The sequence below is a fragment of the Acutalibacter intestini genome (genome assembly GCF_034334985.1).
Taxonomy (GTDB): domain Bacteria; phylum Bacillota; class Clostridia; order Oscillospirales; family Acutalibacteraceae; genus Acutalibacter; species Acutalibacter intestini.
In genome coordinates, this window is the sequence record NZ_JAWXXL010000058.1 from 1 (window position 1) to 14,700 (window position 14,700).

A 14,700-nucleotide genomic window follows, 5' to 3' on the forward strand; every position below is an offset into this window, starting at 1 on the left:
CGGTCTGCTGATCGGCTGTATCACCAACATCATTCTGGACCCCATCTTCATCTTTGTGTGCCATTGGGGGGCAAGGGCGCGGCCTGGGCCACCATCATCGGCCAGATTTTGAACGCCGTGTGGAATTGATTCTTGCGTCAGTCGATATGGGGACGGACCATGTATGAAGAATCAGCTCGAAAATGCCGACCGGATTCACGGTTTCACCGCCAAAGTCAATGTCCGCCGTAAGTTATGTATGACGCTGAGAGGTCACCATATATTAATATAAAAACATATTCTTTCGCCTATCGATTTTACAATTGAAAAACCGTTTTATCCTCTCTACTAATTTCTTCCCCCACCTGCACCTCCACCATTTTAAGCTCAGATAAAGCCAAAACAGTATGCGCACACCCTGCTTTCATGGAAACGATGTCGCTAGCCTTGATGATCCTTTCCACACCATCTAGTGTCACTCGACCTTTGCCAGCAACCACCACCCATACCTCGTCCCGAAACTGGTGGCAATGATAATTCATGCTGTGCCCCGGCTTCAGGGTAACCTTAATAGTTAGGCTGCCATCCTCCACGTCCAGAACTTGGTAGCTCCCCCAGGACTTCTCTGCAAACATCACCTGCTGTTCCAGACCATCCACCAGCGGTTTTATGTAGCTGGACTGCCCTTTATCTGACACCAGGATTCCCTGTGGGCTGGCGGAAATCACTACATCATGCAGACCCACAGCCAGCACAGGCACGTTCAATTCGTTCAGGATATGCACATTTTTGCAGCTTTCGTGGAGCAGCACATCACCCAAACTATGCTCGTCCATGGCCTCCGTAATGGTATTCCAAGTGCCGATGTCCTTCCACTCGCCCGCAAACCGCAAAACCTGGATGTTCGTTTCCCGCTCTGTAACGGCATAGTCAAAGCTGGTTTTGGGGAGCTGTTCATACTTTGCGTACAGGTCTTGATAATCTAGAAAATCCACCGTTTTATAGGCTTTGTCCAGCACATATTGCAGCTTGAAAGCAAATACGCCGCCGTTCCACAGGCCGCCGTTTTCTATATATTTTTGCGCCGTTTCTGCATCCGGCTTTTCTTTGAAAGTCAAAACCCGGCTAACTCCCGCCTTGTTTTCCGGCAGGATATACCCATATTTTTCACTGGGATAAGTAGGCTGCATTCCCATCAAAACCAGGTTTGCGGCCCCAGTCTCCGCAAGTTCGCTTAATTTTTTAAGCGACTGAAAATAAGAATCATCCACATAGGGGTCAACCGGGCACACCATCACGGGTTCCTCTGGTGTAACGCCCTGCACATCGTACAGATAAGCGCAGGCCAAGACAACGGCTGGAAAGGTATCTCGCCGGCTGGGTTCCACAGAAATAGAAACGTTTTTCCCCAGTTGGTTTCGGATCGCCGACACCTGCGCCTTTGAGGTAGCAATGGTGATTTTGGCATCCGGGTCGGCATGGCGAACCTGCCTGTATACCCGCTGGACCATGGATTCACGCCCGCCATCTTCTGCTTTAAAAAGCTTGATAAACTGCTTAGAGCGCACCTCATTTGACAGGGGCCACAGCCGCTTACCAGAACCGCCAGACAATAGAATGATGTTCATATTCTTACCTTTCCGCGCGTATGGGATGGTAGAGGAAATCCTCATAGGTCAGGCGGATGCCCTCTTCCAGTTCGGTTTTGTATGTCCAGCCTAGGGCAGTTGCCTTGGAAACATCCAGCAACCGCCTTGGCGCACCATTCGGCCGTGTAGTATCCCAGGAAATTGCACCCGCATACCCAACAATTTTTGCTACCAGTTCAGTTAAACTGCGGATACTGATTTCTTTCCCGGTTCCAATATTGACCGGCTCCTCACCGTTATAATGGTTCATTAGATGAACACAGGAATCCGCCAAATCATCTACATAAAGGAATTCCCGCAGTGGGCTTCCGTCACCCCAGCATATTACATTAGATGCGCCTTGTTCTTTGGCCGCGTGAAACCGGCGAATCAGGGCAGGAATCACATGCGCATGCTCTTTATCAAATGAATCCCCTGGGCCATAGGCATTCGCCGGTATGGAACTGATAAAATTATCTCCATACTGCCTGCGCATATAGGCACACAAGCGGCTGCCGCAGGCTTTTGCCAAGGCATATCCCTCGTTGGTGTACTCTGGCAGGCCCGTTAAAAGAAAACCTTCTTCCATGGGTTGTGCGCAGTCTCGGGGGTACATGCAGGTACTACCTAAAAACAGAAATTTCTTTACACCATATTGATGTGCCGCCATAATCAGATTGTTTGCCATCTGCATGTTGTCATAAAAGAAATCCGCTGGGGCCTCGCTGTTTGCCCTAATTCCGCCAACCCGTGCGGCAGCGTCAAAAACGTATTCTGGCCTTTCTCTTGCAAAAAAGCGTTCTACATCTGCCTGACATCGCAAGTCTAGTTCTCTATGTGTACCGGTGATAATTCTCTTGTACCCCTGTTGCTTTAGTACACGCACAATGGCGGAGCCTACCATGCCTGTGTGGCCAGCTACGTATATTTTTGCGTCTCGAATCATCAGATTCCCCCATTACTAGTACATTTGCTGTCTTTTGTACATCCAGATGTCCCAATGTTCTGTATTCGTGTTTAGCGCCGATATTTCTTCCATATCTGTCAAATCTAGCGTAAAATTGAATACATCTGCGTTTTCTTTTATAAAGTTTGGATCTGCTGCTGCCACAATGGGAATGATGTCCCGTTGGAGTGCCCAGCGCAAGCAAACCTGTGGAATTGTTTTCCCATGTTTTTGGGCTATCGCTTTCAAAATATCATTCTTAAAGACATCTCCCCTTGCCAAAGGCGACCATCCCTGCACCGCAGTTCCATGTGTTTGGCACCATTTTGCCAAACCGCGTTCCTGATAAAAAGGGTGGACTTCTATCTGGTTAAACATGGGAATCTCTCTACAGTTTTCGGAAAGCTGCAGAATATGCCTTTCAAGAAAATTTGATACACCAATCGCCCTAATTTTCCCTTTGTAATAAAGTTCCTCAAAGGCTTTCCATACATCTATGTTTCTTTCTCTATACTTCTCTTCGGAATACCGTGGCACAGGCACATGGATCATATAGGCATCCAAATAATCCACACGCAGTTTGTTTATACTTTCTTCAAATTGCCGCATCACCGTCTGATATCCATAAGGCGTTTCCGGGTGGAACTTGGTTTGAATGAATATATCTTCGCGGAGAACCAATCCAGAGTCTACTACATGCTGCAAAGCAGCTCCTAGCGTCTCTTCGCTCCCATAATTATGAGCCGTATCAAAGAGTCGGTATCCACACAAAATTGCTGTTTCCACTGCAAGATCCATCCCGCCTTTTATTCTATCAACCTGTAGATTATAGGTTCCAAACCCTATAGGAGGGATTTCGACTCCATTATGCAGTTTCATTTTTTCCACCTCAGATATTTGCTGTAATGCCACCATCTACAGGGATGACGGCGCCACTTATGTAGGAGGATGCTTCGCTTGCCAGCAGGAGAGCCGTGCCATGTAAATCCTCTGCGGTTCCTACCCGCTCTGATACGGTCCTGCTTTTGAAATAGCGGAACCCTCCGCTTCCCTCATTTGTCAGTTCTGTGAGGATATATCCTGGCGCAATTGCATTGACAGTTATATTGTATTTTCCCAATTCAACCGCCATGGCACGGGTAAGGCCTATCAGCCCGCTTTTGGAAGCGGCATAGCTTACCTGGTTCGCAAGACCCATAAGCCCGCATACAGAAGAGATGTTTATAATTTTCCCGTACCTTTTCTCTTTCATCGTTTTCACAGCTTCTCTACTGATATAAAAAGCTCCATCCAAATTTGTGGACAAAACACTTTCCCATTGTTCCGTAGAATGCGAAGTGATGTCCTCAGACTTAGCTGTGATTCCAGCATTGTTTATCAAAACGTCGATCCGCCCAAATGTGTGAACAGCTTTTTGGACAGCCTCTACAGCCTGCTGTTCATTGCTAACATCACATGGTATCGGCAGGCACTTTATCTCATATGTTTTTTCCAGAGTCTCTGCCAATGAAAGGATCCTTTCCTGCCTTCTTGCCAGTAAAACCAAACTGGATTTTTTCCTGGCGAATAATTCAGCCAAGCTTTCTCCAATGCCAGAGGAAGCCCCGGTAATTAGTAGTACCTTGCCCTCCATGTTAAATAAGTCTTTGTTCATCATATAAGCCCCCAACTCACATAAGCAAAACATAGTGATCCGTTCGCAAGACTTTGTCCACCTATAACAAATACATCCTGGCATCTCATAGCATTTAGGCAACACCGCGCAATTCTAAGTACCGTATTGCGCAGTCAGATTTTTCTTCAGAGGGTACAGATTGAGCGCCGTCCATCTCACCATTGACCAGCGAAGGCTGTGCGCTATCACGGAAAATCTGCAAGCAAGACGGTGCTTAAGGCGCCACCCGCGAATGGTGCGGTGTTGCCTTTACTCTATTACATACCAGCTTGGCTTTGTACACCACGGAACCTTTTTCAGTCTGACGTTTTTCAGCCCTATAACATCCATAAGTGCCAGGGTTTCTCCAGGGCAACTGGGATCATTCAACTCATCAAAACCTATCACACTGCCTTTTACGAATCTGTCTTTTATAGCCTCCAGACACTTTTTTGTGGGCTCATAGATATCGAAATCAAAATAGGCAAGCGCAATAATGGTTTCTGGATTTTCTTTCAAATATCTCGGCACTTCAACAGAAGCGTCTCCTTTGATAATCTCATGCTTTCTGATATGGGACAAAGGCTGCGTTTGCTCCTGTACGGTTAATAAATTGTCTAAATAAACTTCATATCCTTTGGGCAAAGCTAGATTTCCAATCCCAATAAGCGGCGCATTTCCATCCTTCGCATGTACAGAAGGAAATCCTTCAAACGTATCAAATCCAATAATTTTTCTTCTGCAATTATACGGCTCATAAACTCCACGAAGTGCGGAAAACAAGGAAACACCTGCACCCCATAGCGTACCAAACTCCATAATAACGCCAGGGATCTCCAGTATCTGCTTATATAGATTATCTAAAAACAGAATGCGGGCAAGTTCTTTTGCGTTCAAAAATATTCCCAGATTTGAAATCAATTCATCCGGGTAGATTGGGCACTCTTGAAAATAATGGTAGCGCGCCTCTTTTGCATTGATCTCTTCTGTACTTTCATGCGTAAACCCTTTTGCGTTGATGGTATCTTTCCAGTCTGTTGTGTGATGCATACTGAATCCTTTCCTCTTAAATGTAATTTTTTTTATGTTAACCTTTCCAGATACTCTTTACATATCTGCGTCATACCTTGCCGCATTCCGATTTTTTGTTCCCAGCCCAAGGCCTGCAACCTCTCTACTGATACCAGCCTATTGGCCATGTTTTCAGAATGTGTACTGTCAAATTTAACTTTACCATTATAGCCTGTAATCCCGCATACAGTCTTCACAATTTCACTCCAGCATGTTGCCTGGGGAGTAGAAATGTTAATGGGACATTCAAACTCTGCATATTTTTCCATTACTGTAATAAGCGCATCCGCACAATCAGAGACATGCAGAAACTGTTTTCGTGCCACGCCCTTTCCATAGATGTCTAAATGAATCTCTGGTGAGCCTTGCTTTTTTGCTTCGGTAATGTCCACAACGATTCTTTCCAGCAAGTATAGGCTTCTCCTATTAAGCAAACTCCCATATATATGGGTAGGAAGGGCATAAACAAAGGGACACCCGTATTGCAGGTAATAATATTGGCACAGCTTTAATCCTACAAATTTGCTTAACACGGTTGAACGCATGGACTCGCTGTATCCAAGATAGAAGTATTCCTGTAGTCGTTCTTCCCTCATGGGCTCTGCCCCATCCGTCTGGTCCCAAGGATATAGCATGGCGCTACCCACAAAGATGGCCTTTTTAACTTTTTGGTTTTTAGCCGCCTCCATCACATTGCACAGCATCATAATGTTCGCGTACGATTCAGCCGCATCGATTATTTCGCCCGTGTGGAAATCTGAAACATTCCGGTGTGCACAAAAAAATATATACTCTGGTCTAACCTTTTCAAAAAATGCCTGTACCTGCGCCTGGTTTACCAAGTCTACTTCGCTGTGTAGGCATGGTACAATATTTTTATATCCATTGCCCCGCAACGCAGCTATCAATGCATTCCCAATCAGTCCGCTTGCCCCGAACACCACCACTTTTGCCGACTTTTCCACTTCGTTCCTCCTTACCTCTGATATACCTCACTGCTTCGGATGTTCCTAGACTTTCTTGCATAATCCTGCCGCAACTTCAACAATAATGTCCTCTTGGCCGCCGACAGTTTTCCGCCTTCCCATTTCCATAAAAATCTCTCTGGGGTCTACCTGGAACTCTTTCGCCGTTTTCAACACATGGGGCGCATAGGAGGAAAATACCCCTGCTATCCCGCTAATCAGGTTGGTGCCAGAAATACCTTGGGCCGTGTTTACCATTTGCGACACAATGTTATCACTTATATCCATTAGCTGGTACAAATCTATATCTGTTCCATATCCCATTTTTTCAAGCACAGCTATAAGGACTTCCAGCTGACAATTCCCCGCCCCTGCTCCGAATCCACGGGTTGTGCCATCTATTATCTGGGCGCCTGCCTCTACCGCGGCAATAGAATTTGCCACGGCCAAACTTAAATTGTTATGTGCATGGAATCCCACCGGGATTCTCAACCGGTTAGACAAATAATCGATTCTTTTCCCTACAGCGCTAGGCAGGGAAGCCCCCGCTGAGTCCATCAAAACTACTCCCCTGGCACCATAAGATTCCATTTTTTTCGCCTGCTCTAAAATCTGGCTGTCTGATACGGTATGTTGCAGCATCAAAATACCATAGGCCTCTTTCCCTTGCTTTGCGGCATACTCAATATGCTCTCTTGTGATGTCGGCTTCTGTGCAGTGCGAGGCAACACACACCAAATCGACACCGTATTCAAAGGCAGGCTGTAGGTCGTCTTCAATTGTTCCAAAGCCAGGCAGCAAAAATGCTCCCAACTTTGTCCTGATCAGTTTTTTCTTTGCGGCAGTAAGCATCTTCTCGTCAGACAGCAACGACAGCCCTACCTGTAGAGAGGATGCCCCCAGGCCGTTCCCATGGCCCACAATTACGGTATACATTCCCACACTGTCAACAGCTTCACAATACTCTTCTACGTTCTTCAAAGATAATTGCTGGTTGACCGCATGGGAACCATCCCGCAGGGTCGAATCAAACAGCATCACAGATCCATGCACCTCCTCTTTATCCCCAACTCGGCGTATCTTTCTGCAACCCGGACAGCCGCACTTGTAATGATGTCAAGATTCCCAGCATAGGGAGAAAGATAGTCTCCAGCACCTGTGACCTCTACCATGGTCGTCACACGCCCGTTTTCAAATGTGGGTTTCAAAATTATCTTGTAGCCAGGCACATACTTCTGGACTTCTTTTTCCATATTCATCACAGAACATACGATCCGTTCCATATCTGGATTATCCATCAGCAAATAAATTGTGTTATGCATACGGACAGGCGGTTCAGCCGGGTTCAGTGTAATAATCGCTTTGGCTTTCTCTACAGGGCACAGATCCACAATAGCATTCTTCGTTGTTATTGTAAACTCATCTATATTGTTTCTGGTCCCAAGCCCTGCAGATCTTGAGGCTATGTTGGCCACTACCTCTGCGTACCGAATTTTTTTTTGTACCTGGCTGACAGCATATATGATGGGGATAGCACCCTGCCCCCCACAGGTGACCATGTTAATATTTGGCAGGCCTACACAATCATCCAGGTTCAAAACTGGGACACACATTTTTCCTATTTTGGCAGGCGTTAGGTCAACCGCATAGATTCCTTTTTCCCGTAGGACTGGTGCATTCTCTAAATGTGTATGTGCGGATGTCGCGTCAAAAACCAAGTCAAACTGCTCAGGTGCTTCTTTAACAGCCTTAATAGAATCAACTGAGACAGGGACTCCCATCTCTCTTGCTACTGCAACACCTCTGGAATTATCACGCCTACCCATAAACAAAGTACATTTGAGTTTTGGTGATTTCATTGTTTTTATTAACAAGTCTGTTCCTATATTTCCAGTGCCAATAATGCCAACTTTTAATTGATCCATAAAATCTTTCCATTCAGTTTGAAATTAATGCAAGTGCCTCCTGCACAATTCTGTCGCAGCCAGGCGTCCTGTTTTGATTTGGAACGTTAAAGCATTTCACATGGTCTTCTGAGGATAACGCCTTCACAAAACGTCCGGTTTTTTCCATCAACTCATACGCTACATTTCTCGCAGCGCCACAGACGGGGAAACCGTTATCGACTACCATCCCAACCCGGCTCATTTCAAGGGGCTTTCGCATATCTTCAATGTCAAAGGGCTTTAACCAAACAATGTGCTTTAGCTTCACACGTATTCCAATATTCTGGAGTTTTTTAACTGCCGCCATCGCTTCTCTTCTCGCGTCTGAAATGGCATAGATGATTATATCTGCTTCTTCCCCATCAATTTCGTCCTGCCACTCCTGTTCATTGGTATAGGAACTCCTATGTTCGCTGACAAAATATGGCGTATCATCCTGTTGATACCTGTCCCAGACCTCTCGGTATTCGCCGGGAGTCATAGGGACTGCTACCGTGATCCCTGGAAAATACATAGGGATATTGTGGAGCATTACAGAATGGACTGGGCCAGCTCCATCTACGCCAATACATCTAATATAGATTGGTACGCCTTGGCCATGCAGTTCCTTGCTGATGGCTGCATAATGAACTAACTGGTTACAATTCAAGGTAAAAAAATCCTGAAATCGTAAAACAAAGATGGGCCTGACTCCTACCAGGGCGGCACCCACAGCAAACCCCGCTCCAGCAACGTCCGTCATGGGTAATTCTATGATATTTTTTACATTGGGGACAGTGCCATTGACCCAGCCAACCGCTGTGACTGATTGCCCAAAAAGCAGGCCATTGCTTTCTTCCAAATGGCGACGGGTAATCTCTTTTATCGTTTCCGCAACAGTCATTGCCACAGTTCCTCCATTTCTTGGACTGCATCACGCTCTATTTTCTTTATCTCCGTCTTATATCCCAAATCGGTCAATTGCTTTCTTACAATTACATTTCGTTCCCACTCCCGAGGCCCATCAACGCCAACACCGGAATGCCAACGCTCCCTACACACACGGCAATTGATAAGCAAAGGGGACATCCCATCCCACTCCTTTATAATACTTCCTATACTCCACGGACAGTCTGCTAAATCGAATGCCTTCATTCCAAATCCCTTGGCTACATCTGTGATTTCCCAGGAACGCCTATCCTTTTTGGGGGTCAGAATCGACAGGTCATTGTCCATACAAATAAAGAGAAGGGGTAAATTACGGGTGACTGCAAAGCCTAAGGACTCTAAGACATAGTCCTCTTCTGCAGACCCATCCCCAAATATGCATACCGTTTTCTCTTTGCTTGCCAATGCGGCACCTACTGCCTGAGGGACATTTTCACCAATCAATCCATGATGACCGTACAGCTTTATCCCATTTTTCATATACCGCAAGCAGCTGGAACCTGCACGGCCCCCGCTGAAACCGGATGGCAAACCCAATAACTCATCCCGGAATTCCTCTAAGCTGCACCCAAGACTTATATATAAGTCATGAGCACGATGCTGGGTAAAAATATGATATGCCTTGACTTCTTTTGCAAGCACGGCTGCAACCGCTTCCTGGCCCAAAGATAAATACACAGGTGCAATAATACGCTCCTGCTCGACTGCCTGTATCACTTGCAGATCAAATTGCCTGGCTCTACATATATTTTTATATATATTTAAACGGGCTTCTTTGGAAAAGTTTTCAATTGCCTTTATGGATACATTATAATTTTCTGTCCTGGCAGACTGTCCATCCAGCATTCCGCAATCTCACCTTTCTTAAATAGTTAATTGTAAGGGTTATTGGAGGTATTCTGTCAAACACCTCATTTCATACCCCAGCTCATCTTCAGACAACCCATGATGACACCCAATATAAAACCCATTCTGGTTTATATACTGCGCCACAGGGTAATCCTTCTCAATATCCCCAAAAATCTCCTTATAGATAGGCTGGTTCAAAAGGCACAGCATGGGCCGGGTCTCAATATTATGCTTCTCCAGATACCGCACAAAATCGTCCCTGTCAATGCCGCTGCCTTTGCGGGGCAGGATAGGGAACATCATGTATGTATGTTCCACGTTTTCGGGATGACGGGGTAATTGAATTTTATATTCATATTGAGACAGCCCGTCTATCAGGAACTGCGCGTTGCGGCGGCGGGCTTCCAGAATCTCCTTTGCCCGCTCCAGCTGGCCCAGGCCCAGCGCCCCTTCAATCTCCCCCACCCGGTAGCTGTAGCCCAGCCGCACAAACATGAACCGCCTGTCTATCTCTGTCTGCATGCGCTTGGGGCACACGGTGTCACCGTCACTGGCAAGGCACCTCTCGCAAGTGCAGGCCCGCCCATGGGCCACCAGGCTGCGCATGATCTCCATCAGGCCGCTGTCGCTGGTACACATGACCCCACCCACGCCTGTGGTGATGGTATGGGCCACATAGGTGCTGCACGCCATAATGTCGGAAAAGCTGCCCACCGTCTGCCCGTCCACCTTGGCAAAATGGGCTTCCGCGCAATCTTCCACAATGCGCAAGTTATGCTTTCGGGCAATTGTCACGACACGCTTCATATCGCAGGGCATACCAAAGCAGTGCACAGGCATAATGCACTTTGTCCGGGGTGTAATGTGCTTTTCGATTTCATCCGGGTCCATATTATAGGTAACCGGGTCAACATCCACAAAAACGGGCTTCATCCCAGCATGCATCACGGCGTTACTGGTGGCAATAAAGGTGATGGCGGGCACCAGCACTTCCGTTTCATCTGTCCAGCCGTCCACCTCGCGCAGCGTCTCCAGCGCCAGATGGAGGGCTCCTGTGCCGCTGTTGCACATAATTCCGTATCTGTGGCCATGCATACTCGCAAACTTTTTCTCAAAAGCCGCCACATACTTTCCTTGGGAAAGCCGTTGGTTCTCCAGGGCGTCCAGCACATATTTTTTCTCGATTTCTGTTACAGAAGCATACCCCACGCCAATTTTACCGGGCACAGAACCGCCCCCTTTTTTTCTGTTTTGCCAACTCCCGGTCGTGCTCCGCCATAATCCGCACCAGCTCTTCATAGCTGGTTTTCTGCGGGTTCCATCCCAAAACCGTCCTGGCCTTCGTTGGATCTCCCAACAGGTTGTCTACATCTGTGGGACGGAACCATGCCGGGTTAACCTTCACCAGCAGTTTTCCTGAATCGGTGTCATAGCCCTTTTCATCAAGTCCCGTGCCCTCCCAGCGGAGAGTGATACCGTTTGCGGCAAATGCCTTTTCGGTAAAATCCCGCACTGTGTGCTGCACACCGGTAGCAATGACAAAATCATCAGGCTTCTCCTGCTGCATCATCAGCCACATGCATTCCACATAATCCTTTGCATAGCCCCAGTCCCGCAGGGAATCCAAATTTCCAAGCTCCAGACAGTCCTGCAAGCCCTCGGCAATCCTGCCTGCCGCCAGTGTAATTTTCCGGGTGACAAACTTCTCCCCCCGGCGCTCCGACTCATGGTTAAAAAGGATGCCGTTGACCGCGAACATCCCGTACGCTTCACGGTATTCCTTGACCATCCAGAAACCGTACTGCTTAGCTACAGCATAAGGGCTGTAGGGGTGGAAGGGAGTTGTCTCTTTTTGTGGAATTTCTTCCACTTTGCCGTAAAGCTCCGAGGTAGAAGCCTGATAGAACCGCGTTTTCTTTGCAAGCCCCAAAATCCGTACCGCCTCCAAAATCCGCAAAACGCCTAATGCATCTACGTCGCCCGAATATTCCGGCACGTCAAAAGAAGCCTGCACATGGCTCTGGGCCGCCAGGTTGTAAATTTCATCCGGCTGTACTTCATGGATCATACGGACAAGGGAGGTAGAATCCGTTAGGTCTCCATCGTGCAAAGTTACCGCATTTTGTGCAATTAAATGATCTATACGGGCTGTGTTAGCCACAGATGAGCGTCGGACCATGCCGTGGACTTTGTAGCCCTTTTCCAGCAGAAATTCTGCCAGGTAAGAGCCATCTTGGCCGCTGATTCCGGTTATTAGAACGGTTTGCATATTATGGTACCTCGTTTATATTCACTTAGAATAATCCTGTTTCTTACCAAAAGAACTGGTGAAGCTATGCTTTCTTCAGCTTTATTTCAAACTCCAAATTCGGGTTCAACCATCCCGCCACCTGTGAAAAAGAGCTTTCCGCATTGCGGATCATGCCCTTGCACATGCTGAGAAGCTGCATGTCGATGTAGCTGTTTTTGCCCCTATTGCCGACAACGTATGTTGTTTTCTGTGACAGGTCAAAGCCCAGTTCTTTTTCGTTGGCGCGGCACCATTCTAAATCGTCTGAAAAGACGAAGAAATGGGCATCCGGGTGTTCCAACACAACTTTTTGGCAAGCTGACTTGTAGACCTCTGCGGGAAGGTCCCATCCAATATTCTGAAAATCCCCGCGCCGGACATGGATGCCAACTGAATAGCAATTACCCATTTGCCCTGCATAGTCCAGATTCCGCTTATCTGTGAGAGGAGGAAACTGAAGTTCCTGCCTGTTCTCTTCAGCATATGCATCAAACCATTTTCTGCTGGCCCATTCGGCATGATAATAAATATTTTTATAGGGCAAGTCAATATATTCCGGATGGAATCCTAGATGTCCCCCCTCGGCAAAAATAGTTTTACCTGAAAACTCAGCTTGATCTTTTATTTGACTCAAGCTTACCCTACCTTCAAATAACACACTTGGGATTCCCATGTCTAACAATGTTTGTGGTAAAATAATACCATCACGCCTATTTTGAACAATTTTTTCCCATATTTCTCTCCGATAATACTGACTTACAAGATTCAGCTTTAACCCGAATATCCGTTCCAGCTCATACCCATTGTGTCTCTCTTCCACAAAATAGATTGTATCATCATACAACCATACATCATCCGGGCGCTGCCTCTGTGCGTATCTTACAAAAAAATAGTACCTAATTTGGTTAGCCAATCCGCCATCAAAAAGTTGTATTTTCAAAATAACCTTCCTCCATATTTTTACCCGAAGCAAATTTTCACATTTTAACAATTAAATAATTTTTCTAGAATTTCTTTTTGCACGAATTGCATTTTATTCAATAACAAAGGGCTCTTTCCAAAGAATCTTTCTCTTATCCATGCCCTTATCAACCAAAATCTGGGAAATCCTCTCGGCCTCAACTTTTTCCAGCACAGCTAAAACCACATAATCATATTCTCGATCAAGCAAGTCATTATCTGAAGAAACATCTCTGCCTTCGCGGCGGTAATATTCCCAGTTTTTATCAACCCACATCCTGACCTGGCAAATATCCCATTTTTTTATCTGGTGCATATATGTTACACCCAAAATTCCGGCACCATACAAAGCAATGCGCTTTCCCTGCAGCATATTTATAAATGGAAATACGATTGTTCTGTTTTGCGATTCTGAACAGAAGCCCATTTTTGCTGGAGCTTTTGCTAACATCATAGAAATTTTGTATTGAAGTTGGGGTAATAGAAGTTCATAGTCTGAATGTGTCTTAAAAGCTGATGCTAAAGACATATATAATTCATATGCGTTTTTCAAGTATTTGCAATCAACATCAGGGCCATGTACTGCCGAATTTTGATGAATACGGTAATGGTAACCACAAATATCTGTCACGAGTACAGATCTGCATCTGAGAAAATATCTATATGTAAAATCACAATCTTCCCCAATTGAAAGATCTTCATTTATATTCTCAAACACAGACTGGGCCAGATCTTTCTTGAACAATTTTCCCCACATGTATCCTGTAAAACCAGATTGCAGAGAAATTTTCCCGCCAGCAGTGGACACATTGATCAAATGTTCTAAAATAAACCTCATATCTGCCTGTGTTGTATAAGCTCCTGGTGCTATTTTATCAGAGGCACGCCGACTACCTGCCGACTCCTCGCGATACCATTGCGATATGACCAGATCATAGTCCTGGCAACAATCAACTAACTGTTTGTACATATCTCGATCAATGTAATCGTCTGCGTCCACAAAACTGATATACTGCCCCGTCGCATGCTTCGCGCCATTCTTTCTTGCCAAAGCTACTCCTTGATTATGTTGGTCTATAGATTTTATTCGTACATCTTTTATAGCAAATTCTTTACAAATTTCTGCCGATCCATCAGATGATCCATCATTTACAAGAATAATTTCAATATTTTTATATGTCTGATCTAATACGCTTGTAATGCAACGATCTAGATATTGGGCAGCATTATAGATCGGAATAACAATACTTATCAGCGGATTTTCCATAATTCACTTCTCCAATTCAGATAAAGCATCTCCAACATCAAAATTTTTTAAAACTTGGACGGTTTCCACTATCCTATTCTGCACGGAAAAGTCAGTCTGCCACCCCAGCTTTTCCACTTTTCCCGCATCCAGCACCTGTCTGGAAATCCTGGAATACCCTCTGCTTTCCATATCACTTGGCAAATCAAAAACCACTTTGCAGCCGCCAGCGTCAGCTG

At 45.9% G+C, this 14,700-nt stretch carries 14 protein-coding genes and 1 pseudogene; all 15 read right to left on the reverse strand.

The genetic code is table 11. The features are described 5' to 3' along the window. Positions 1–296: 296 nt before the first annotated feature. Positions 297–1,607 carry a sugar phosphate nucleotidyltransferase gene (locus U8U68_RS20375; protein ID WP_322204087.1) on the reverse strand — a complete coding sequence of 437 codons (1,311 nt, stop codon included), beginning with the start codon at positions 1,605–1,607 and terminating at the stop codon, positions 297–299. Positions 1,608–1,611: 4 nt separating this feature from the next. Continuing rightward, positions 1,612–2,556: a GDP-L-fucose synthase family protein gene (locus tag U8U68_RS20380; RefSeq protein WP_322204109.1), complete on the reverse strand. Its 945-nt coding sequence runs from the start codon at positions 2,554–2,556 to the stop codon at positions 1,612–1,614. Between the two features lie 12 nt (positions 2,557–2,568). Next, positions 2,569–3,432 carry an aldo/keto reductase gene (locus tag U8U68_RS20385; RefSeq protein ID WP_322204089.1) on the reverse strand — a complete coding sequence of 288 codons (864 nt, stop codon included), beginning with the start codon at positions 3,430–3,432 and terminating at the stop codon, positions 2,569–2,571. Positions 3,433–3,442: 10 nt separating this feature from the next. After that, positions 3,443–4,210 carry an SDR family NAD(P)-dependent oxidoreductase gene (locus U8U68_RS20390; protein WP_322204091.1) on the reverse strand — a complete coding sequence of 256 codons (768 nt, stop codon included), beginning with the start codon at positions 4,208–4,210 and terminating at the stop codon, positions 3,443–3,445. 267 nt (positions 4,211–4,477) lie between these two features. Next, entirely contained in the window at positions 4,478–5,257 is a 780-nt protein-coding gene (locus tag U8U68_RS20395) for a class I SAM-dependent methyltransferase (RefSeq protein ID WP_322204093.1), read from the reverse strand. Between the two features lie 32 nt (positions 5,258–5,289). Then, positions 5,290–6,243 carry an NAD-dependent epimerase/dehydratase family protein gene (locus U8U68_RS20400; protein WP_322204095.1) on the reverse strand — a complete coding sequence of 318 codons (954 nt, stop codon included), beginning with the start codon at positions 6,241–6,243 and terminating at the stop codon, positions 5,290–5,292. A 45-nt stretch (positions 6,244–6,288) separates the two neighbouring features. Next, the gene (dmpG, locus tag U8U68_RS20405; RefSeq protein ID WP_322204110.1) at positions 6,289–7,281 is read right to left on the reverse strand and encodes a 4-hydroxy-2-oxovalerate aldolase; all 993 of its coding nucleotides are present in this window, start codon (positions 7,279–7,281) and stop codon (positions 6,289–6,291) included. Next, entirely contained in the window at positions 7,281–8,168 is an 888-nt protein-coding gene (locus U8U68_RS20410) for an acetaldehyde dehydrogenase (acetylating) (protein WP_322204097.1), read from the reverse strand. Before U8U68_RS20410 ends, dmpG begins: the two co-directional genes overlap by 1 nt. 13 nt (positions 8,169–8,181) lie before the next feature. After that, positions 8,182–9,072, reverse strand: a complete 891-nt coding sequence (locus U8U68_RS20415) for a transketolase C-terminal domain-containing protein (protein WP_322204112.1) — start codon at positions 9,070–9,072, stop codon at positions 8,182–8,184. After that, a complete protein-coding gene (locus U8U68_RS20420; protein ID WP_322204099.1) occupies positions 9,069–9,962 on the reverse strand; it encodes a thiamine pyrophosphate-dependent enzyme in 894 nt (297 codons plus the stop codon). The genes U8U68_RS20415 and U8U68_RS20420 overlap by 4 nt, the downstream gene beginning before the upstream one ends. A gap of 39 nt (positions 9,963–10,001) precedes the next feature. Beyond that, a complete protein-coding gene (locus U8U68_RS20425) occupies positions 10,002–11,192 on the reverse strand; it encodes a DegT/DnrJ/EryC1/StrS family aminotransferase (RefSeq protein ID WP_322204101.1) in 1,191 nt (396 codons plus the stop codon). Next, entirely contained in the window at positions 11,182–12,234 is a 1,053-nt protein-coding gene (gene gmd / locus U8U68_RS20430; RefSeq protein WP_322204103.1) for a GDP-mannose 4,6-dehydratase, read from the reverse strand. Before gmd ends, U8U68_RS20425 begins: the two co-directional genes overlap by 11 nt. 64 nt (positions 12,235–12,298) lie before the next feature. Beyond that, complete coding sequence (locus tag U8U68_RS20435; protein ID WP_322204105.1) at positions 12,299–13,195, reverse strand: alpha-1,2-fucosyltransferase; 897 nt, start codon at positions 13,193–13,195, stop codon at positions 12,299–12,301. A 93-nt stretch (positions 13,196–13,288) separates the two neighbouring features. Then, complete coding sequence (locus U8U68_RS20440; RefSeq protein ID WP_322204107.1) at positions 13,289–14,482, reverse strand: glycosyltransferase family 2 protein; 1,194 nt, start codon at positions 14,480–14,482, stop codon at positions 13,289–13,291. A gap of 3 nt (positions 14,483–14,485) precedes the next feature. Beyond that, positions 14,486–14,700: pseudogene (locus U8U68_RS20445) on the reverse strand (hypothetical protein); the annotation flags it as partial.